Consider the following 20,633-nt stretch of genomic DNA (forward strand, 5'->3'; position numbering starts at 1 on the left):
CCGTGGATGCGTCCTCACGAAATTGCCGTTTACGAGGCGACGGGCGACAGCACGATGCACAATATCCGCACGGTGAGTGTCTCCTGGTGTGCGTATTCCACAATCATCCAGTGTCGCGACTGGCTGCCGGATGGCGTGGGTGGTGTGGCATGGATTTGTCTTGACAACCCCGGACAGTCTCCCCGTTTCCCGGTTTTCGCAGGCGGAACAGACCTGCCGGAGATGTTGAAGATATGCGGGCAGCACCGTCCGCGTCAGGATGCCGCATTGCAGCATTTCCGCGAACCCAACCGGATGGCGACAGTGAGATGGGGTGTGGCGCGAAAAAGTATGGAACCTGCGCGTGATTATTTCCTGATGAAAGGCAGACGCGAGATGCCGATGGTCGAGAATCTTTATAAAGAGCTTCTTGCTCAAGGAAAAGATGCAGAGGCGGCGGAATTACTGACATCATATACACGTGATTTTTTTGGAGCGACGGTTCTCAGGTGGGATGAACTCAACCGCCGCTATTGGAAAGACAACTGGAAAGGATTCTGAGTATGCCTGTAATTGAAATATCAACGCTGGATCATCCGGGTGTCGAGGTTTTCAGCTCTCTTACCGAAGCGCAGTTGCGCAATAGTATCGAACCCGACAAGGGTTTGTTTATAGCAGAGAGTCCTAAGGTAATCAGAGTGGCACTGGATGCCGGCTATGAGCCGTTATCTCTGTTGTGCGAACCCAGGCATATAATTGGTGATGCGTCAGACATTATCGGACGTTGCGGAGACATACCTGTATACACCGGAGACCGCGAGCTGCTTGCCCGGCTTACCGGCTATAAACTGACGCGTGGCGTTCTTTGCGCCATGCGTCGTCCGGTTCTGAGAAGCGTCGGTGAGATATGTCGTGGAGCAAGAAGGATCGTGGTAATTGACGGAGTTGTGGATACCACCAATATAGGAGCTATTTTCCGCTCGGCGGCTGCACTTGGCATAGACGGCGCTCTGCTGACGCGTAGTTCCTGCGATCCCTTGAACAGGAGGGCAGTCCGTGTCTCCATGGGTTCGGTATTTCTTCTGCCCTGGACGTGGCTGGATGCTCCTCTCTGGAGTTTACATGAATTTGGTTTCCGGACAGCCGCCATGGCTTTGACAGACAAATCGATATCCTTGGATAATCCTGATTTGGCGGCAGAGCCGAGGTTGGCGGTTGTGATGGGCACCGAAGGAGACGGTCTTTCCCGTGAAGTGATAGAGGGTGCGGATTATGTGGTTCGTATTCCGATGGCACGGGGTGTTGATTCCCTGAATGTGGCAGCCGCATCTGCAGTCGCATTCTGGCAGCTCCGGTGACGTATTCGCGTACCGCATCTTCTCGCGACTTCCACCGTTGGCGCACCAACGAAATGCTTATCGCCACTTATAAGATGGCTGAAAAGCGTAAGGACAGCAAGATCTCGTTCAGCCTTTCATGGCTATCGATGATCCTCGTGTCCTCGGCATCGAGCCTATTCCCAACATAGCCGATAAAATCTATGCCATGATTGAGAAATGCCGAAAGGAAACTATCGACATTGAAGATGTCGAATTTGATGAAGTTGATTTGGAGTTCGATGCGCTATTCCCCGACAATTAGGTCGAAAGCACCAAAGCAGATAAAAGCGGAAACGAATATTACGATAAAATATCGTAGAGGCTTCGACTTTATGATTTTGTATTTGTCGCAAACCAACAGCAGAAGCTCCGCTACAACTGCAATTATTATGTAGACATACCAATGTTTAAGCATTGCCTTTTGATTTTGAAGTTTTCTTATTTGATGCGAATTTACGCAAAAAATTACAGCTGGCAAAGAAGAAAGTTTACTTTAACAAGCCCCAACGCCTCACGCAGCTTATCGGCACTAACACTGCCGTTATCGGTACAGCCGTCCGCAATAGCGTATTGACGAGTACCGGGTTATTTAAGGGTCGCTCTCCTGGGCGGCTCTTTTTTCAAATTGCATATATATGAAAAAAGAGCGGTGTGTACCGCTCTTTCCAATCGACTACTGTCGGTTTCTAAAATCGTTGCTTTCGCACTCGAAGTATTTCGTTAAAGAGGAAACTACCCTTTGTGAATGCAAAGCTAATGATAAAACTCCATTCCACAAAATATTAACACTTTTCCCGCACTATGGTTTGCCGCAATGACAATAAACTCAGTCGCTCCTACGACTGCTATTCGGCAGTCTGATATAAGGCGTTTTTCTTCGCTTGTCATAGATGCGTATTTAATGACGACTCATTAGATCGATGTATTCTTGTAATGTACACATTCCCATTGAGGCTCTACGCGTATTAACATTTTCAGGTTCAAATATGGGAGCTGGTACAAATACTCCATTTTTATCAATATTTCCTTGAGATCCATATAATTGCAACTTGCCGGACCAACAGGCAATCCTATCCTCCATTACTGCTATAAGTTCGCCACGGATTTTCCCTTTATGTGCCGCTGCTATAAATTTAGGCAGATATTTTTGTTGCAGTTCAAGAGAACTATGCTGTATTACAGCCCAAAGGACTTCATTCTCCTCTCCAAAATCCAAATTGTAGTTCTCCAATATGTCGCATACCCGTATAAGATTTATGCTGTCATTATGCCATATTTCACGGCCTATCTGCTGATGCAAAATGGTGTCCTGAGGATGTTCCTGCCAAGCAGTAACAATTCTGTTGCGGGGTTCCTGATCCAATTTGAGTATTTCTTCCAATTCAGCCCGTATATCATTTGTTTTCCTGCGATATTCAATTTGCAATCCAGCTCTGTAATTGTCAAAGACAATATCCCTTCTACTGTCAATCCAGTTAGCGAGAATATCATCATAAGTATGGTCAAGGAGATTGCCTTTGCTCGTCCAATGCCACGGTTGAAAACCCATTGAAGTTGTTTTAGGAGTCGTGGATTGGAAAATATGCAGGCAAGCCATAGGTATTGAGCCATAATGCAATTTATCCACAACGATTAGAGTATCATTCCTTTTATCTTTATAAGTATTGGAATAGATTTCATAAGGTTTTCTATCGCCTTCGTGTATATCATCATCCCATACCCATGAGGTTCCCGGAATGGAATCATTAAGATTAAAGGAAACAGCAGCAGGCTTGACATCACGATAATTTTTTGGCAACTCCACCCACATTGTATTTTCCAGTGGGGCATAGAAATATACAGTGCTATTTTCAAGACCGCAGACTTTCAGAATACGGGTAATATATTTTCTTGCATCCTTGTGAATTGATAAAGAATCGGCACAACTGATGAGAGTCATTGCGGGATTAAGGGCATGGGCCCCAAAGCTGAACCTTAGAGTAGAATCGGAGTTTATAATATCACCTACGACTTCGGAGAATGACCATTTTTCATTAGAGAATGTAATGGGTTTCGGGCTCGAACACGATGTTATCCATAGAATTGACAACATCAAAAGTGTCTTCATTAGATTGTTCATAATATCTTGGTTTAATCTGCTGCAAAATTAGAACTATAACTCCATGCGTACCATACCCAAAAGTGTATGGTTTCATGATTACGGCAGAGGGTGCTTTTACCTGATTGCCGAGGGCCTGTAATAACTATTACAGGATAATATTTGTGAGCTTTCTCAACTTTGGGCGATATGAGACGCGGAATAAAAGTATTCATGATTGGCTAAATACTTGATTTGAAGATTGATACTGAATAGGTGTTAATATTTAAGTGTCGGTTTGAAATATCTTAAGTACAACCTTAAATTATTCATAGTTTTAATATAAAATATTCGGAGTATTACTCCGAAGTAAAAACAGAGTATAAAAAAGAGAGGATTGGCTCCTCTCTTTTGCGGAGTGAGCGAGATTCGAACTCGCGATACGCTTTTGGCGTATACACGCTTTCCAGGCGTGCCTCTTCAGCCACTCGAGCATCACTCCAAAGTTGATATTGCCGTTTCAGTCAGTAGCGCTCCTGAAAGCGAAATCTGTTGCTTTAACGGATATGATTTCAAATCACAGCGCGAAGTTAATGCTTTTCTCTGAATTGACATAATTTTTTGCCGATTTTTTATTACTTTTGCGCTAAATTTATGTTTATGAGAAGGTCTTTATTTATTGCCATCGCGGGTGTTGCCGCAGTGTTGGCTGCCTGTAAGGGTGGCAAAAGCGATGCCGGCGAATCATTCCCGGCGGATTTCAATGCGCTGCCAGATACGGCACGTGTGGCATATGTCATGAAAAACACAACGCCTGATTCTGTGGCGCGTTTCATATGCCGTGCGGCTCTCGGACAAGTCAAGGGTGCCGGCATAGAGAGTCTGGGTGTCGCTACAAGTTATGCCTATGAGAAGTATTCGGGGAATGATCTCGACAGTTTCGGCGATGAATATGACAATTTCGTTTCCTCTCTTCCTCTCGCGGACAAGATGCGGATGTATGTAATGGCTGGTGTAGAGGATCCGCAGGGTCTGGGTCTGCAGCTGGGTCTCGAGTATATGCAGTCAGTGCGCGAGAACAATCTTTCAGTAGATGATGTGAAGAGGGAACTCAAGGCTTTCAAACAGGCATGTGGCAACGACAGCAATACTTATAAAAGATTTATCATCGGTTTCCGTACTGTGCTTGAGGCAGACAGCGGCAGAGACATGCCGAAAGCCATATATGATAATTTTATCAATTACGAATAATTTTTGTAGATAACNACTACGAGTAAATATTATAACATAACATGAAATCATTTTCAGAGTATTCTGCTTTGATCGAGAAGTCTTTGCGTGAACTTGAATTTCCGCAGGGAGTTCTTTCCTCTCTATATGACCCCATATCCTATGCACTGTCGGCTGGAGGCAAGAGACTTCGCCCGGCACTCGTGTTGATGACTGCCGATGCGTTCGGCGGTGATGCGACGGCAGCTATGCGTCCGGCGATGGGTATTGAGATGTATCATAATTTTACACTCCTGCATGATGACGTGATGGATAATTCCGACACTCGTCGCGGCCGTCCGTCTGTTCATGCCAAATGGGATGTCAACACCGCGATTCTTTCCGGCGACACTATGCTCACTCTTGCGACACAGCTCATATCCGGTGTTGCCGATGAACATCTCCGCAAGGTGCTTGACGCGTTCAATGCAATGGCAATACGTGTGTACGAGGGTCAGTGTCTTGACATGGATTTCGAGAATCGTGAAGATGTGACCATCGATGATTACATACGCATGATCATGGACAAGACAGGCGCGTTGCTGGGTGCGTCCGCCATGATCGGCGCTATAATCGGGGGAGCGTCCGATGAAGACGCGGCACGGATGTATGAATATGGCATGATGCTCGGTGTCGCTTTCCAGATTCAAGACGACTGGCTGGATGTGTTCGGAGATTCCAACACATTCGGCAAGCCGATAGGGGGCGATATCAATAACAATAAGAAATCGTTTCTGATGCTAAGCGGTCTTTCCGACACATCTGCCGATGGCACCGCTTTGCGCGATGCGCTTCGTCTTCCCTCCGGAGATACGAAAGTTAAGGTTGTTACGCGTCTGTATGAAAAGATGGGAATCTCCGAGTTGTGCAAGAAAGAGGTCGCGCGTTACGGGTCGAAAGCGCTCGCCGCTCTTAAAAAGGTAAACATCGATGACGAGGCAAAAGAGCCTTACCGTAAACTTCTTGACAAACTTACCGGACGCAAGAGATGACAGACACGCATACACACCTGTATATGGATGCATTTGCCGGCGAAGAGTGCGCTGTCGTGGAGCGTGCTCTTGCCGCCGGAGTCAGCAGGATGCTTTTCCCGGGAGTGAGTCCGGAATCCCACGAAGCCATGATGGCGCTTCACCGTAAGTTTCCTGACTGCACTAAAGTCTCGCTCGGATTGCATCCGACGGAGGTCGGAGATGACTGGAGCGAGGTCCTTGACGGCATGGAGTCCCTTCTTGAGGAAGGCGGTTTTGCCGCCATAGGGGAGATAGGCATTGACAAGCATTGGGATTCTTCCCGGATCGAAGCGCAGAAAGAGGCGTTTGCACGGCAGCTTGAATGGGCGTGCCGGTATTCGCTTCCAGTGGTTATACATTGTCGTGAAGGAGTGGAAGAAACGCTTGAAGTGCTGCGTCGGTTTGAAGACAGATTGCCGACACTTGTTTTCCATAGCTTCACTTCGGGAACGGAGGATGTGAGGCGCATTCGCGAGATCTGCAATCCTTATTTCGGGATAAACGGAGTTGTCACATTCAAGAATGCCGCCGCGTTGCGTGAGGCATTGCCTGAAATAGGCTTAGACAGGATGGTGCTTGAGACCGATGCGCCATATCTTGCTCCGGTGCCGCACCGGGGCACACGCAATGAAAGCGCGTACATACCCCTGATCCGCGATTGTGTGGCGGCAACGCTCGGTATGCCGGCAGACGAGGTGGAAAGGATCACTGATGCCAACGCTTCGAAGATATTCGGAGAATAACAGAATTTTACGCATAAGTTGCGGAGCCGATGATTCGCTCCTCACAGACAGTTTTGTCAAACCTATAAAAACAGTATAACTTGATAACGTTTCCGTTACAGCAGCCTGTGGCAATTTTTCTGGTAGTGCTTTTGGTGATACTGCTGGGCCCGTTGGTTTTCCGTCCGCTGAAGATACCTTCGATTGTGGGGATGATAATCGCCGGTATCGTGATCGGCCCTTACGGATTGAATCTGCTTGAACGCGACACGAGTTTCAAGATATTCGGAGAGGTCGGCATTCTCTACATCATGTTTCTTGCAGCTGTGGAGATTGACATGTTCCATTTGCGTAAATCATCTAAAAAAGGACTCATATTCGGTCTGCTGTCGTTTTCGTTGCCAATGGCGGCAGGCATATTCGGCTCGCACTATGCATTCGGCGTGGGCTGGACCACGGCTGTGCTTATAGCCTCGATGTATGCGTCCCATACGCTTATTTCATATCCGGTTGTCAGCAAGTTCGGGCTGTCAAATGTTCCGGCGGCGGTGATTGCCGTGTTCGGCACTATTGTTGCTGTCCTTCTTTCACTTCTTACGCTTGCCCAGGTAGTGTCGGTGAAGATAAACGGCGGTTTCGATATGGCGGAACTCTGGAAACTCGGAATCCTGATGGTGATATATATGTTTGTGGTCGGATATTCTTTCCCGTGGCTGACGCGTCGCGTTTTCGGTCATAACAATGATCCGATCACTCAATATATCTTTATTCTCGCTCTTGTGTTTGTCGCATCGCTTCTTGCCAAGATAATCGGACTGGAAGCAATATTAGGGGCATTCTATGCGGGACTTGTACTCAATCCGATGATTCCCGGACGTTCGGGTCTTATGAAGAATATAAAATTTGTAGGGAATGCCATCTTCATACCCTATTTTCTCATAGGCGTAGGAATGCTAATCAACGTAGGAGTGATATTCAAGGGGTGGGGCGTTGCCTGGATAGCATTGAACATGACGGGTGTAGCGTTGTCTACCAAATGGCTCGCAGCATTCATTGCGTCACGATTCTTCGGACTCGACGGTGCCGACCGCAGACTGATGTTCGGTCTGACATCGGGAAAGGCAGCGGCAACCATTGCCGCCACCATGATCGGTTTTCAGTATGGTCTGCTTACAGAAGATATCATGAACGGAGCGGTAGTCATGATTCTTATCTGCTGCATTGTCTCCACAGTAATCACAGAGCGGGCGGGAAAGCAGATAAGGATGCGTATCACTGCCGAGGAACTTAGCCATGACGAGCTTGTGCCCGGGGAATATGCCCGGCAGGTTGTCGCCGTTGCCAATCCTGTGACCTCGGAAGGAATCATGCGTCTGGCTCTTTTTATGCGTGCACCGGAAAACAAAAACCATATCACGGCTCTTTTCGTGCGCAGCAATGACGATTCGCGCATCGCCCAGATGGGTCGCAACGCTCTGCAGAGCGCCGTGTCAGTTGCCGACGGAATGGATGTGGAGATAAAGACTATCGAACGGTTTGATCTCAATGTCGTTTCCGGACTTACGAATGTAGGGCATGAGGAAAGGGCTACGGAGCTTGTTATCGGTCTTCACCGCAAGTCAAATGTAGTGGATACATTTTACGGCGCCATGATAGAACAGTTGCTGAAGGCGACAAACAAGATGATACTCATGTCGCGTTGTTTCATTCCTGTAGACACCGTCAGCCGTATTATCGTTGCCGTGCCCGAAAAAGCAGAGTTTGAGACAGGTTTCAAACTATGGGTGATGCGGGTGGCAAATCTCGGAGCGCAGGTCGCCGCACGTCTTGTCTTTATCGCTTATCCTGCCACAGCTGAATTTATCCGCAATGTCATCAACGAAGGGGGATTCGAGGTCAGACATGACTATCGCACGATGGATACATGGGATGATTTTATTCTGTTGTCATCAGAAGTGGAGGAGGATGACCTGCTGATAGTGGTTGCCGCACGCAAAGGGTCAATTTCTTACAGCTCGGATCTCGAGAGCCTTCCTGTTTTCTTGGGCAGGCATTTCACCCGCCACAATCTCCTTGTAATATACCCGAGACAATATTGAGAACAGTGTATCCGATACAGTATTGCGACAGGCGGGGAGCGTGAGCTGCGACTGTCATTATCTCATTTTGTCGAAATAATCCGGGTCGCCGACAACCCATATCGCGTCTCCGGGGCGAAGCACCATATCCGCGCCGGGCTGAATGAATTCGTCTTCACCTCTCTGCACTTTCACAATCATGGAATAGTAATCTTTCTGGATGTTGGTCTTGCCCAGCGGCATTCCTACGATAGGCGAGCTGTCAGTGAGACGTATGCTTTTGAGTTCAGCCTTGTGTTGTGTGGGAGCCACCGAACAGCATGCCTGTTCGAATGCCTCTATATCCTCGTTGAGTTTCTTGAGCTGGTCATCGCTTCCGATCACCCCGAGAATATCACCGGGAAATATACGTGCCATCGGCGAGGGGAGAGGCATATAGTCGTCACCGCGCTGAATGCTCGATATGCTCACTCCATAGTCATCGCGCAGTCTGGAATCTTTGATTTTGTCGCCGACAAACGGAGCGCACTGTCCGATCTGTATGTATGCCTGGTGCATGTCGTCCACAAGATTGTTGTTTGTGCCGAGACGGGTGTTCTCGCGGCTGTTGAGGTTGTTCATGAATCTTTCCTCCATACGGTTGTATCTCTGCATCAGTTTTGTAGAAGCGAAGACCATGATAAGGATGAAGCATCCGCCGCCGACAAGCCATCCTGTTATCGACGAGTATGCGAGAGTCGTGAAATAAGTGATGAAGAAAAGAGCCAGAAGATATCTGACTATCCGCATCGCTACCAGCGGAACGTCATAAAAACTGGCAGACCTGTGCAGGCGTATCCTTTCGTCCGGTTTTGTGGTGCTGAAACTCATTGCCACAAGAAACGGCAACATTCCGGCTATGGTTATGACCGTAGCTGCGAGATGTCCCCAACGGGGAATGTAATCCTCCATCAAGGGGAAAAGGAAAGTGCGGGAGAAGAGTATCTCGGCAAGCAGAATTACAGAGTAAAGCAGAATGCGCCATACATACCGTTTGATTATGGCAATCCAGAGCTGTTTTGTCTCATTGGAATCCACAACCTGTTTTGAATATCTCGATATGAGGAAGTTGAGTCCACGGGGAAGATGTTTTTCCACACCGGCATATGCTCCGTCAGCCATCTTTATGAAGTACGGGGTAGTGAAGATGGTAAGCACCGAGACTGCGACGATTATCGGGTAAAGCGACTCATTGAGCACTCCGAGACTCATACCGAGCGACGCGATGATGAATGAGAACTCGCCGACCTGCGTCAGTGTGAAACCGCTTTCCATTGCCACTTTCAGGTTTTGCCCCGTCACCAGCATGCCGAGGGTGCCGAATATGATCATGCCTGTTATGACCACTAATGCAAGGATGAGAATTTCCCACCAGTATTGTGTCAGCACGTGCGGATCGACCATCATGCCCACGGAGATGAAGAAAACAGAGCCGAACAGGTTTTTCACCGGTCCGATAACTCTTTCCATCCTTTCCGCCATGACAGTGCCGGCAAGGATGGATCCCATCACGAACGCCCCCAGTTCAAGCGAGAAACCGCATGTCACGCTGAACACCGCCATGGAGAAGCACAATCCCATTGCAACGACAAGCAGAGTCTCGTCGTTGAGGTAGCTTCTCATTTTCGTCAGGAATGTAGGAATGACATAGACGCCGACAAGAAACCAGATTATGAGGAAGAATATCAGCTTGCCGATAGAGTATAGGAGTTCGATGCCCTTGACATCGCCCATTGCCAGCGATGACAGCAGAACGAGCATAAGAACAGCGAAGAGGTCTTCGATGATCAGCACCGCAAGCACCAGCGATGCGAATTTCTTTTGCCTGAGTCCGAGGTCATCGAGCGATTTCATGATAATGGTGGTTGATGACATCGAGATCATGCCGCCGAGGAAGATGCAGTTGATGGTGTTGAGACCGAGTATGTAGCCGACTCCGAATCCGGCAAACGTCATTCCGGTTATGATTATCAGTGCCGTCACAATGGCTGAAGAACCTGAGTTCATCAGTTTCTTGAAAGAAAATTCAAGACCGATGGAAAACATAAGCACCACGATTCCCAGGTCTGCCCAGAAAGATATGTTATCCAGATTCGAGATGGAAGGAAGATACTCGAATTTAGGACTTGCCAGAAAACCCGCAAGTATATAACCGAGCACTACCGGTTGTTTCATTTTTTTGAAAAGAAGAGTCACAATGGCACCGAGAAGCAGAATCCATGCAAGATCCGCAATGAGTCCGTTGGTGTGGTCTTCTTCAGAGCGTGGAGTCTCCGCCGAAGGGTTTATTTCAGTGGAGACTTTCTGAGTCAGTTCTCCGACAGTTTCCTGAGTCAGAGACGCATATTCGGCGGATACGGGTATATCGGTCATTTCAAGTCTTATGTTTTCGGATGAAAGGATTGGAAGTAATCAGGATTGTTCTTTAGTAGCCTGTTTCTGTTGTATGCGCTGGATTACATAAAGGTTATAGTAAGAAAGGACGAGCGTTGTCAGCGGCAATGCGATTATCAGCCCCATGAAACCCAGAAGGCTTCCCCATATCGAGAGAGACAGGAGAATTATCGCGGGGTTCAGCCCCATCGCCTTACCCATTATTTTAGGTGTAAGGATGAGATCCTGAATGCACTGCACTATGACGTATACAGCCATCGCTTCCCAGAAAATCAGCCAGAAGTCGCCGCCTGTGCTAACTGTCCATACAAGACACAGCAATGCGGTGATCGGCAGCGATATGAGCTGTAGATAGGGCACCATGTTGAGCATGCCGATGAACAGTCCGAGCACCACACCCATCGGCAATCCTATTATGAGGAAACCGATGGAGAAGAGTATGCCTACAGTGAAAGCTATTATGAATTGTCCGCGGAAATAGCAGTTCATAGCGTTCTTGATATCTTCGAATATGCGGAAAACCCGGCGGCGGTGGCTGTGAGGCACAAGCTGGCGGAAACTCAAGGTGAGTTTCTCATAGTCGAGCATGATGAAAATTACGTATAGAATCACCACGAACCAGCTGACAATTCCGACAATCAGTGCAAAGCCCGAACTTAGAAAGCTCCACGAAGAGGAGATGCTTGTCTTGATCAGTTTCTCCCACTGCTCCTGCGACAGCAGTTTCGAGAGCTGGTTTAAATCGATGTTGTCTCGTATGAACTGATGTATGTTTTCCGAGATGAAGGGAATGTCGATCTGTTTGGTAGCATAGGTTTTCACCATGTCTGTCATCTGTGCGCATTCAGAGATCAGATAAGGGAAGAAAATAGCGCAGAATCCCCCTCCGATCACGCAAGTCTCAAGCAGAGTCGCCATTACTGGAAGGAAGCGGTTGGAAGTGCGCATCCATTTCTGGTTCCATTTCACTACGGGTTCAAGCATGTAGGCGATCAGGCTTGCCACAAGGAAAGGCAGCAGAACTCCCTTGAGAATGGAAAGAAGGTATAATGTGGCTAAGAGTGCGCATACCGAGAACAGGATGCGGACCACCCTGTCGAAAGTGTAAGGTCGTCGTTCGTAATTATTCATAAGTCAAATTATTCATAAGTCAAAATTAGTAAAAAGATTTGTAAGTGGAAGCAAGAAGAGTTAATTTTGTAATATGAAAACAGTAATGCTTCAGATATTGCTTTTCTTGCTTCCGCTTCTCTGCTGTCTGCAAACCCGGGCTGATATAGTGGAGGACTTCAGCCAGACACGCGGTGTGAATGCCGGCAGTTCATCGATGCTTGTCATCGATCTCTCCACCGGAGAGACGGTTCTTGAAATGAACGCAGACATTCCGCTGATTCCCGCCTCGATCATGAAGTGCGTCACCACGGCTACGCTCCTCTCTCGGCTTGATGAAGATGCCCGTTTCCATACTGAGGTCTATGCTGCCGGCACTGTGCGCGACGGGATTCTCGACGGGAATCTGATCATAGTCGGTAGTGGCGATCCATCGCTGAATTCCCGGCATGTGGAGGGGAATAAAGACATATGCTCACAGATCGCAGCCGCCTTGACGGAGCGCGGGGTGCGCTCGATTGCCGGCAGGATAGTCGTTGACGAGGACGTATGGAGCGGACCGGCTGTGCCTCCGTCATGGATGTCGGGAGATCTCCCGCATGCATACGGCACCGGTTCTCATGGACTCAACTTTGAGGATAACGCTTCAGGCAGCCGTTCGGTTTCAAATCCGGCTGCTGTTTTTGACACGCGTCTGCAAGCGGCTCTTGAGCGTAACGGAATTGTAGTGGAGGGTGAGTCTGTGCGTGAAGGGGAGCGCGAACTCATTCTTGATCATGAATCTGTTCCGCTTGACGAGATAATGCGTTCCTGCATGATGCGAAGCGACAACCAGTATGCCGAGGCTCTGTTGCGATCTTATGCCGTGGCAGACGGCGGCAAAGGCTCCGTCTCCGATGCGGCGGCTCAGGAGTCGGAATACTGGAAGAAACAGAAAGCCCCTATGCAAGGCGTGAACATAGTTGACGGATCCGGACTTTCGCGGCAGAACCGAGTTACGGCGCGATTTATGGCTCATGTGCTGGCAGAAAGGTCCGAGAATCCTTATTATGCCTCCTTCTTTCCACTTGCCGGTCAGGAAGGTACGTTGCGCAGTTTTCTTGCCGAAACTCCTCTGGAGGGTTACGTTGCGTTGAAGACAGGCAGTATGAAAGGAATTCAATGTTATGCCGGATATAAGCTCGACGACAATTACGCGCCCACACACATAATAGTGGTCATGATGAACGAGATGACAAACCGCACTGCCGCGCGCGAAGGGTTAAAGAAAGCTTTGCTCACGGTTTTTGAACAGTAACGTGGTTCTCGTGTTTTTACAGAGTGCGGCTTTGTGACTATTTCAACTGAATATATGAATCTAAGATAGAGATATGAATATAGACGACATCAAGGGTCTTAAAGACAAAATTTACGAAATTGAGGGACTTCTCGAACTTGCGCAGCTTCGGGAAGACAAGATTCCCGAGCTTGAACCGCTGATCGTGTCCCGAATCAGGACATTGCTCGATTCCGGAGAAACACCGGAAAAACAGCAGGAAGAGACACCTGTTGAACCGCAGGAAGGGACACCTGTTGAACCGCAGGAAGAAATATCGGTGGAACCGCAATTCGAACCGCAGTCAGAACAGCGGGTGTCGGCACCGGCGGAGAAACAGGGGATACCGGAAAAAGTGGAGGATGCGGTGGCTCAGGAGTTCAGGAAGCCCAAGCTTGACAAGCCGGCGTTCTGCCTCAACGACAGATTCCGTTTCAAGCGTGAGCTTTTTTCCAATTCGGATGCTGAATTTTCTTCCGCCATGAATGCAGTGGCGGCAATGGACAGCTATGACGAAGCCGAGGAATATTTTATAGGAGAACTCGGGTGGAATGAGGAAAATCCGGAAGTCATCGGATTCATGGAGATAATCAGAGGCTATTTCGAGTCATGAGCGGAAAACTCTATATTGTGCCCACACCCGTGGGAAATCTCGAAGATATAACGCTGCGGGCTCTGAGAGTGCTTAAAGAGGTTGATTATATCCTTGCCGAAGACACACGCACCTCAGGAAAACTGTTGAAGCATTTTGAGATTTCCACTCCTATGCACAGCCATCACAAATTCAACGAGCATCAGACCTGCGACGCTATCGCCGCCCGGATAGAGGCCGGAGATGTGGTGGCTCTGATCTCCGATGCCGGTACCCCCGGCATCTCCGACCCGGGGTTCATGCTGTCGCGTGCCTGTCGCCGGCTTGGTGTGGATGTGGAATGTCTTCCGGGAGCCACAGCATTTGTGCCGGCACTCGTCTCTTCAGGACTGCCATGCGACAGGTTTGTGTTTGAAGGATTTCTGCCGGTCAAGAAAGGGCGTCAGACGCGTCTGGCGGAACTTGCCGCAGATCCGCGTACTGTAATTATCTATGAGTCTCCTCTGCGCCTTGGCAGAACACTGGGGCAGATCGTGTCGGCATTCGGTGCCGACAGACCGGCGGCGGTGTGTCGTGAGATCTCTAAAATGCATGAAACAATAAAAAAAGGCACCCTTGGTGAACTTTTTGAATATTATTCCGTGAACCAAACGAAGGGTGAAATTGTTATAGTGATTGAAGGCTGCTGAATGCAATGCTGATCATACGCATTCCGGCAGTCGGAACTTTCTGAAGTGAAATTTAACTATAAACTATACGATTATGAAGAAAAGCGTTTTATTTCTTGGAATGGGAGCCATGCTTTTGGCATCATGCTCAGGCAATCAGAAAAAGATTGACGAGGATTCAATCCGTATCGCAGATCTGACAGCCGAATATCAGGAAGCAGCCACGTTCAACGACTCTCTTATGTTGCTCATGGGAGACATCTACACCGGGTTGGATTCCATCAACATGCAGGAGGGTCTGCTTTATAATATGGGCAACAGCGAGAACGGCGACCGTCGTGCCGAAATCCGTCAGAACCTCGCTTCAATCAAGGCTCGTCTTGCAGCCAACAAGGCTCTTCTCACTTCCATGGAAGAGAAAATCAAGACATCGGGCAACGAGAACAGCGTAATGTCAAAGACAATCAAGCAGCTCAAGGAGCGTATCGCTTCGCAGGATAAGAAAATCGCACAGCTCGAGAGTGACCTTGCTGCGGCAAAAGGTCAGATCGAGACTCTGAACACTCAGGTTGCCGAAGGTCAGGAACAGGTAAAGACAGAGACTGCTGCGAAAGAGGAGGCTCAGGCGCAGGCTGTCGCCGCCGAGAATGAGGCGAACAAAGTCTATTATGCAATCGGCACAAATAAAAACCTTAAGGAAAAGGGTCTGCTGGAGAAAAAATTCCTTGGTGCGACTAAGGTATTGAAAGGGAATTTTGATGCGTCATATTTCGTGACAGCCGACAAGCGCACGCTCAGCTCCATTCCTACGAACTCTAAGAAAGTGAAGATCTGGAGCAACATGCCTGCCGGCAGCTATCAGATCACCGGCGAGAAGGATGGTCCGAAGACAATCCAGATTACCGATCCCGCCAAATTCTGGAGCCTGACAACTCATCTTGTCATCCAGGTGGATTAGTCTGAACATAATATTTTTTCAATGAAGAGATTTAAAAGATATTCTATCAGCAGGTCGCGGTGCAAGTGCCGCGGCCTTTTCTGCTTTATTGCAGGCGGAGCATTATCGGCTTCGGCTGCATCTTTCACAGTGGATGAGATTCATCCGCCGCACTGGTGGGCAGGCATGCGCGACACCACCTTGCAGTTGCAGATTCATGGGCGTGACGTGCGCCCGGCGGATTTCTCACTGACCTATCCCGGAGTTACCGTTGATTCTGTTGTCAGACTCGACGGCTCGCCGAACTGGCAGTATGTATACCTTACCGTATCGCCCGAAGCTCAGCCGGGGATCATGAAACTCGAATGGCGCGAGGGTAAACGCAAGGTTGTAAAAGAATTCGAACTGCGCGCCCGCAAGGCTCAGAAAGGTGCGAAAGGATTTACCGCCGGAGATGTGCTGTATATGATTATGCCCGACCGGTTCGCCTGCGGCGATGAAAGCATAAACGATGTGGCGGAATTGCGTCATCATGTGAAGGTAGACCGTGATAATCCCAACACCCGTCACGGCGGAGACCTTGCCGGAATCTCCAGTCATGTCGATTATCTCGATTCTCTCGGCATAACCGCCGTGTGGCTGAATCCGGTTCTTGAGAACGATATGAAAGGTGGCAGCTATCACGGTTATGCCACTACCGATTATTACAAGGTCGATCCACGTTTCGGAAGCAACAGTCAGTATTCCGCGCTCGTGGAGAAACTTCATGACAACGGGATAAAGACTGTGATGGACATGATCTTCAATCATTGCGGTTCCGGACATCCCTGGTTTGAAGACAGACCTTCGAAAGACTGGTTCAATTTCCCAGACGGTTATGTTCAGACAAATTACCGCCTTTCCACCATTACTGACCCATATGCCACTGATTATGACCGCAAGCTCACGCAAGACGGCTGGTTTGTAGCCGAGATGCCGGATCTCAACCAGCGGAATCCGCACTTAATGAAGTATCTGATCCAGAATTCCGTCTGGTGGATAGAGGAGTCGCAGATCGACGGCATCCGTATGGATACCTATCCCTATGCCGATGAGAAAGAGATGGCAAGATGGATTTCCGAGGTTATTGCCGAGTATCCGGACTTCAATATAGTGGGTGAATGCTGGTTCGGAGAGACAGCAGGAGAGGCATTCTGGCAGAAAGGCTCGCCGCTTGCCTCAAAGAGAAATCCCGACACAAATCTTCCCGTGGTGATGGATTTTCCGTTCATGATAAAGTGCCGTGACATGGCGCCGTTCAAGGCGAAGACGGATCCCTGGAACGGTCTCAACACAATCTATGACCACCTCGCGCTTGATTATGTTTATCCGGATCCGATGAATGTGCTCCGTTTCCTTGACAATCACGACACTGAACGTTTCATTCTTACCGAGCCGGAGACTCTCGACCAGTGGAAGCAGGCATTGACAGTGCTGTTGACTGTTCCCGGCATCCCGCAGCTGTATTACGGCACGGAACTGCTGATGCACGGCACAAGGGAAGGGGGCGACGGCAACGTGCGCAAGGATATGCCCGGAGGCTTCCCCGGCGACAAAGTCAATGTCTTTTCAAGAGAAGGCAGGACAGAACTGCAGAACGAGGCTTTCGATTTCATATCGCGTCTGTGCGGATGGCGGAGAGGAAGCAAGGCGATAGGAGAGGGGGGGATGAAGCATTTCATGCCTACCAACGGAGTCTATCTGTATGAACGCCGCTCTGGCGATGATGTCGCGGTGATCATGCTTAACGGCACTGACGAGACAAACGATGTTGACATGACACGTTATCTTGAGATTATCCCCGAGGGTAAGAGTTATACAGACATTCTGACGGGAGAGAGAATCGTGCCTGTGACGCAGAACCGCAGATATAGTTTCAAACCACGTGAGATTCGCATTCTTGTGCCATGAAAAAGATATTGTTGCTGGCGGCTGTTGCCGCCATAGCTCTTGTCTCCTGCAAGCCTACCGAGAAGAATTACCGAGAGGCTTATGATGTCGCGGTAGGCAAAAGGGAGAAGGTAAGCGAATCGCTGGCGGCAGACGGACTCATATCCGAAGACGCGCCCCGCGCTAAGGTCGTGGATGGCGACACATTGTATTTTGTCAACGAGATTCTGCGTGTGGATGACGGAGTCTCTCCTCTGAAACAGCTCAATGTCGCTGTTGCAGTTTTTAAAATGAATACCAACGCACGTGCGGGAGCCTTGATGCTTTCGGAGAAAGGGTACGATGCCCGTGCGGCGCGTGCGCTGGAAGACAAATGGTATATCATAGCCGGCAGCTTCGACAGCATGGATGATACCCGTGCGTTCATAGCCCGTTTCCGCAAAGAGAATCCATCATATCCATATATCGGTCTGGGTGGTAATCCGGTGATTATCCGAAGATAGAGCGAATGAGAAAGTCAGTTTATCAAATAAAGACAGGGAGCGAAACGCTCCCTGTCTTTATTTGATAAACCTTTTGCGTCGCCCCTTTGAGAAACTGGAGTCGAAGGGGAAAGGTCAATGTCTCTTAAGAATTTTCTTGCCGTTTCTGATGTATATTCCGGCGGGAAGCGAGTTTATGTCTTTCCCTACAGGAATGCCCTGAAGATTGTATATTTCATTGTCTGATGTGGTATTGTCAGATTCGATATCATTGACAGCCGAGGCTGTGGAATCCACAATGAAGTATAGTATCTGGCTTCCATTATGCTGCGTCAGCTTACCCCCGTTTATGTAGAATAATGCTGCGGCGTAAGCTTCTCCGTCCTCTGCTTCGGTGAAGTCTGCAGACCCCGTGACCGTCGCGGATTCGCCTCTGTTGAGAATGGCTGTCGGACCCATGGCAAGCGAAGTGAGATTGAATCCGCTTAATGTGGAGTTGAAAATCAGGGTATAGACAGGCGAGCCGAAGAAAGTGCCGGTGTTGGTTATTGTCGCGGCGAATGGAATCTCAGACGGATCCGGAACAACGAATGCCGTGCGTGTCTGTCCGTTGATAGTCTCCTCTCTTGTCGGAGCGCCTTCTATGCAGTAATTTGACGTATTGAATGACGGAGCTCTAAGAAGCAGTCCCATTGACAGGGGCTTGCTCCAGTTGTAAAACGCCGAGCCGCTTGCGTTCTTGCTGAACCGAAGTGTATATTCTTTCGTCTCCGTTGGAGCGGAGACTCCATTAAGAAGTTCGAATGTGGTTACAAATTCCACATTGTCGCTTTCACCCGGTGCAAGACTCATTGTTATTCCCTCTCCGAGAAAAGCCGGAGTGTTTCCATCGTAGAGCACAGGATAGAAGCCTCCTGAAAGTTCGAGATTGGAATTGTTTTTTACCGACAGTCTGAACCGGCATGCATTCTCATAATAAACCTGAGTTGTCGGTTCCGCCGATACAATCGAGAGTTCCGTCTCGTTGAAATTTTCAACTGAACAGCTGTTTCCGTTTTTCGTTACGTATACGAAATTGTACGCTCCGTTGGTTGTGCAAACCGGAGTCCAAGGTGCGTCTGTCTTGTTTGCATCTTGTGTGCAGACAGTAACTTTATATTTGCCGTTAGGTAAAATTGAAGGGATGGAGACTGTTGCATTCCCTTTTATACCCTGATATGAGATATTGTATCCGTTCAAAGTCAGTGCCGGAATGTCAATGTCATTCGAGAAGAGTCTCACATATTGAGGTTTGATTTCAGGATTGTCAACAGATACGATTTCTGCCCCCATTCTTACTTTGACTGCAGAGATTCCGGCATTTACCCAATTGCCGACATTGCCGTTATAGTTCAAGGCAAGGCTAATGTTTGATCCGCTTGCCGATGCTGAAAGGTTGCCGAACTGTGTTAGATAAACGTCAGTTTCTACAGAAGAGGGTTGAATCCCTATTATTATGTCCTGTCTTGAGTTATATCCTCCGCCTGCGCCACCACCGGTTCCTACAGAGTTAGGGTTAAGGGCGTCAAGGATGAAATATCCGTCTGACATACCTCCCCATCCCCAATTGAAATGGAAATATCCGTTTCCGTCATATCCGTCACAGACAAATTCATGACCAACGGATGTTGATTGACCTCCATAAAGAATGGGGCGTCCGGCAGCAAGCTCGTTATAAACGATTTCGTTCCATTCAGATGCATTGAAATAGAGGCGTTGCAGGTATTGAATGTTCGGGTTGTATTTGAAATTTTTTGACAGTGATATTGCCGCGTTTATGCTCAATGCTCCAGAGCCGCCCGGTGCATAGTTCATCTTTGCCGCATATCCTGCTGCCTGCATCAGGGTTGCCACTGCGTTTCCCTGTTCGTTGGTGTAGTCATATCCCGAATATGAATCGATCATGTTGTTCCAGTCGAAAGGTTTTTGAGCGAGGTTTATGAACCCTTCTCCAGTACCTCCCGATGGTAATGTTGCAGTGACCCTTCCTGTGCCCACTTCAGGATAATTCCAAAACTTCATTACCTGAGCCATTGCCGTTGCCACGCATCCCGAAGGACATTTTATGTTGTTTACGGAAGGACACAGATTATTATATGGAGTTCCTTGATTCCATTTGGTTTTTACGAGCGGAGCAATCTCCTTTTTATTGGCAATGGGGGCATAAGTGTTTTTAATTCCGTTTGCCGATGCATAGTCGATTTGCGAGGCATATTCCGATAGCCACCATTCGAGCTGAGGGGGCATGTTGTTGGCGTCGAAGCTGCCGGAGTCTGCATATCCGAGCAGGGGAGTGGCGGTATCGTCCGCGCTGACGATCAAATACCCTGATGAAGCCGGACGGTCGAATATGTATACAGCCGGTTCCCCTTTCTGTGTTTGCATTGAGAAGCTAAGTTTCATTGAGATCCCTGATTTCGAGGGCATCTTCAATGCGCTGTTGCCTTGCACACGTTTTAAAGCCTGCTCCGGAGTGAGTGGGGCGGCTAGCAATGCGAGTGTCGTTGCCGACATGATTGCAAGTGATGTAATTCTCTTCATATAGTTTTAATATTTTCTTAGAGCTTGTCTAAATTTTATTGATTAAAAATTTTATGGCANCGAAATCAAT

Annotated in this window: 17 protein-coding genes and 1 tRNA gene; 13 read left to right on the top strand and 5 right to left on the bottom strand. The window is 48.5% G+C overall.

The annotated features are described in order from the left end of the window. The 3 genes from JX312_RS00910 to JX312_RS00920 form a co-directional block, all read left to right on the top strand. Nucleotides 1–540 (top strand): C69 family dipeptidase (locus JX312_RS00910; protein WP_204456604.1); only part of this gene is annotated, 540 nt, incomplete at its 5' end. Between the two features lie 2 nt (nucleotides 541–542). Then, a complete protein-coding gene (locus JX312_RS00915; protein WP_204456606.1) occupies nucleotides 543–1,337 on the top strand; it encodes an RNA methyltransferase in 795 nt (264 codons plus the stop codon). Between the two features lie 118 nt (nucleotides 1,338–1,455). Beyond that, complete coding sequence (locus JX312_RS00920) at nucleotides 1,456–1,620, top strand: hypothetical protein (RefSeq protein ID WP_204456608.1); 165 nt, start codon at nucleotides 1,456–1,458, stop codon at nucleotides 1,618–1,620. Between the two features lie 636 nt (nucleotides 1,621–2,256). Here JX312_RS00920 and JX312_RS00925 read toward each other — a convergent pair. Continuing rightward, the gene (locus tag JX312_RS00925) at nucleotides 2,257–3,297 is read right to left on the bottom strand and encodes a DUF6624 domain-containing protein (protein ID WP_204456610.1); all 1,041 of its coding nucleotides are present in this window, start codon (nucleotides 3,295–3,297) and stop codon (nucleotides 2,257–2,259) included. Nucleotides 3,298–3,849: 552 nt separating this feature from the next. Next, nucleotides 3,850–3,937: transfer RNA gene (locus tag JX312_RS00930), tRNA-Ser, on the bottom strand. 158 nt (nucleotides 3,938–4,095) lie between these two features. Between JX312_RS00930 and JX312_RS00935 the strand changes: the two genes are divergently transcribed. The 4 genes from JX312_RS00935 to JX312_RS00950 all read left to right on the top strand — a co-directional run bounded on the left by JX312_RS00935 (nucleotide 4,096) and on the right by JX312_RS00950 (nucleotide 8,538). Next, entirely contained in the window at nucleotides 4,096–4,686 is a 591-nt protein-coding gene (locus JX312_RS00935; RefSeq protein ID WP_124029933.1) for a hypothetical protein, read from the top strand. Nucleotides 4,687–4,727: 41 nt separating this feature from the next. Beyond that, the gene (locus tag JX312_RS00940) at nucleotides 4,728–5,696 is read left to right on the top strand and encodes a polyprenyl synthetase family protein (protein WP_204456612.1); all 969 of its coding nucleotides are present in this window, start codon (nucleotides 4,728–4,730) and stop codon (nucleotides 5,694–5,696) included. Then, nucleotides 5,693–6,460, top strand: a complete 768-nt coding sequence (locus JX312_RS00945) for a TatD family hydrolase (protein WP_204456613.1) — start codon at nucleotides 5,693–5,695, stop codon at nucleotides 6,458–6,460. The genes JX312_RS00940 and JX312_RS00945 overlap by 4 nt, the downstream gene beginning before the upstream one ends. 107 nt (nucleotides 6,461–6,567) lie before the next feature. Continuing rightward, nucleotides 6,568–8,538 carry a cation:proton antiporter gene (locus tag JX312_RS00950; RefSeq protein WP_172471222.1) on the top strand — a complete coding sequence of 657 codons (1,971 nt, stop codon included), beginning with the start codon at nucleotides 6,568–6,570 and terminating at the stop codon, nucleotides 8,536–8,538. 57 nt (nucleotides 8,539–8,595) lie between these two features. On the opposite strand, the gene JX312_RS00955 is transcribed toward JX312_RS00950, so the two are convergent. Both JX312_RS00955 and JX312_RS00960 read right to left on the bottom strand, forming a co-directional pair. After that, nucleotides 8,596–10,929: a cation:proton antiporter gene (locus JX312_RS00955; RefSeq protein ID WP_124096529.1), complete on the bottom strand. Its 2,334-nt coding sequence runs from the start codon at nucleotides 10,927–10,929 to the stop codon at nucleotides 8,596–8,598. A 39-nt stretch (nucleotides 10,930–10,968) separates the two neighbouring features. Continuing rightward, complete coding sequence (locus tag JX312_RS00960; RefSeq protein ID WP_123403476.1) at nucleotides 10,969–12,081, bottom strand: AI-2E family transporter; 1,113 nt, start codon at nucleotides 12,079–12,081, stop codon at nucleotides 10,969–10,971. Nucleotides 12,082–12,154: 73 nt separating this feature from the next. Here JX312_RS00960 and dacB point away from each other — a divergent pair, with 73 nt between their 5' ends. From dacB to JX312_RS00990, 6 genes are all read left to right on the top strand, one after another. Next, the gene (dacB, locus tag JX312_RS00965; RefSeq protein ID WP_124029938.1) at nucleotides 12,155–13,357 is read left to right on the top strand and encodes a D-alanyl-D-alanine carboxypeptidase/D-alanyl-D-alanine-endopeptidase; all 1,203 of its coding nucleotides are present in this window, start codon (nucleotides 12,155–12,157) and stop codon (nucleotides 13,355–13,357) included. 73 nt (nucleotides 13,358–13,430) lie between these two features. Beyond that, nucleotides 13,431–13,988, top strand: a complete 558-nt coding sequence (locus JX312_RS00970; protein WP_204456615.1) for a hypothetical protein — start codon at nucleotides 13,431–13,433, stop codon at nucleotides 13,986–13,988. Further along, the gene (gene rsmI, locus JX312_RS00975) at nucleotides 13,985–14,656 is read left to right on the top strand and encodes a 16S rRNA (cytidine(1402)-2'-O)-methyltransferase (RefSeq protein WP_128707614.1); all 672 of its coding nucleotides are present in this window, start codon (nucleotides 13,985–13,987) and stop codon (nucleotides 14,654–14,656) included. Before JX312_RS00970 ends, rsmI begins: the two co-directional genes overlap by 4 nt. A gap of 73 nt (nucleotides 14,657–14,729) precedes the next feature. Continuing rightward, entirely contained in the window at nucleotides 14,730–15,593 is an 864-nt protein-coding gene (locus JX312_RS00980) for a hypothetical protein (RefSeq protein WP_124029939.1), read from the top strand. Nucleotides 15,594–15,614: 21 nt separating this feature from the next. Then, nucleotides 15,615–17,522: a glycoside hydrolase family 13 protein gene (locus tag JX312_RS00985; protein WP_124096527.1), complete on the top strand. Its 1,908-nt coding sequence runs from the start codon at nucleotides 15,615–15,617 to the stop codon at nucleotides 17,520–17,522. Continuing rightward, nucleotides 17,519–18,004, top strand: coding sequence for a hypothetical protein (locus tag JX312_RS00990; RefSeq protein ID WP_123403463.1), 486 nt, complete (start codon nucleotides 17,519–17,521; stop codon nucleotides 18,002–18,004). The genes JX312_RS00985 and JX312_RS00990 overlap by 4 nt, the downstream gene beginning before the upstream one ends. A 114-nt stretch (nucleotides 18,005–18,118) precedes the next feature. Here the strand turns inward: JX312_RS00990 and JX312_RS00995 are convergent, their stop codons facing one another. After that, nucleotides 18,119–20,563, bottom strand: coding sequence for a C10 family peptidase (locus JX312_RS00995; RefSeq protein ID WP_204456618.1), 2,445 nt, complete (start codon nucleotides 20,561–20,563; stop codon nucleotides 18,119–18,121). Nucleotides 20,564–20,633: the final 70 nt, after the last annotated feature.

Origin of the sequence: Barnesiella sp. CU968, assembly GCF_905219685.1 — a bacterium.
Lineage (GTDB): Bacteria > Bacteroidota > Bacteroidia > Bacteroidales > Muribaculaceae > Lepagella > Lepagella muris_A.

Excerpts from the sequence above, each read along its gene's own strand:
- JX312_RS00915 (WP_204456606.1), top strand. The coding sequence starts at position 543 with ATGCCTGTAATTGAAATATCAACGCTGGATCATCCGGGTGTCGAGGTT.
- JX312_RS00920 (WP_204456608.1), top strand. The coding sequence starts at position 1,456 with ATGGCTATCGATGATCCTCGTGTCCTCGGCATCGAGCCTATTCCCAAC.
- JX312_RS00925 (WP_204456610.1), bottom strand. The coding sequence starts at position 3,297 with ATGACTCTCATCAGTTGTGCCGATTCTTTATCAATTCACAAGGATGCA.
- JX312_RS00935 (WP_124029933.1), top strand. The coding sequence starts at position 4,096 with ATGAGAAGGTCTTTATTTATTGCCATCGCGGGTGTTGCCGCAGTGTTG.
- JX312_RS00940 (WP_204456612.1), top strand. The coding sequence starts at position 4,728 with ATGAAATCATTTTCAGAGTATTCTGCTTTGATCGAGAAGTCTTTGCGT.
- JX312_RS00945 (WP_204456613.1), top strand. The coding sequence starts at position 5,693 with ATGACAGACACGCATACACACCTGTATATGGATGCATTTGCCGGCGAA.
- JX312_RS00955 (WP_124096529.1), bottom strand. The coding sequence starts at position 10,929 with ATGACCGATATACCCGTATCCGCCGAATATGCGTCTCTGACTCAGGAA.
- JX312_RS00960 (WP_123403476.1), bottom strand. The coding sequence starts at position 12,081 with ATGAATAATTACGAACGACGACCTTACACTTTCGACAGGGTGGTCCGC.
- dacB (WP_124029938.1), top strand. The coding sequence starts at position 12,155 with ATGAAAACAGTAATGCTTCAGATATTGCTTTTCTTGCTTCCGCTTCTC.
- JX312_RS00970 (WP_204456615.1), top strand. The coding sequence starts at position 13,431 with ATGAATATAGACGACATCAAGGGTCTTAAAGACAAAATTTACGAAATT.
- rsmI (WP_128707614.1), top strand. The coding sequence starts at position 13,985 with ATGAGCGGAAAACTCTATATTGTGCCCACACCCGTGGGAAATCTCGAA.
- JX312_RS00980 (WP_124029939.1), top strand. The coding sequence starts at position 14,730 with ATGAAGAAAAGCGTTTTATTTCTTGGAATGGGAGCCATGCTTTTGGCA.
- JX312_RS00985 (WP_124096527.1), top strand. The coding sequence starts at position 15,615 with ATGAAGAGATTTAAAAGATATTCTATCAGCAGGTCGCGGTGCAAGTGC.
- JX312_RS00990 (WP_123403463.1), top strand. The coding sequence starts at position 17,519 with ATGAAAAAGATATTGTTGCTGGCGGCTGTTGCCGCCATAGCTCTTGTC.
- JX312_RS00995 (WP_204456618.1), bottom strand. The coding sequence starts at position 20,563 with ATGAAGAGAATTACATCACTTGCAATCATGTCGGCAACGACACTCGCA.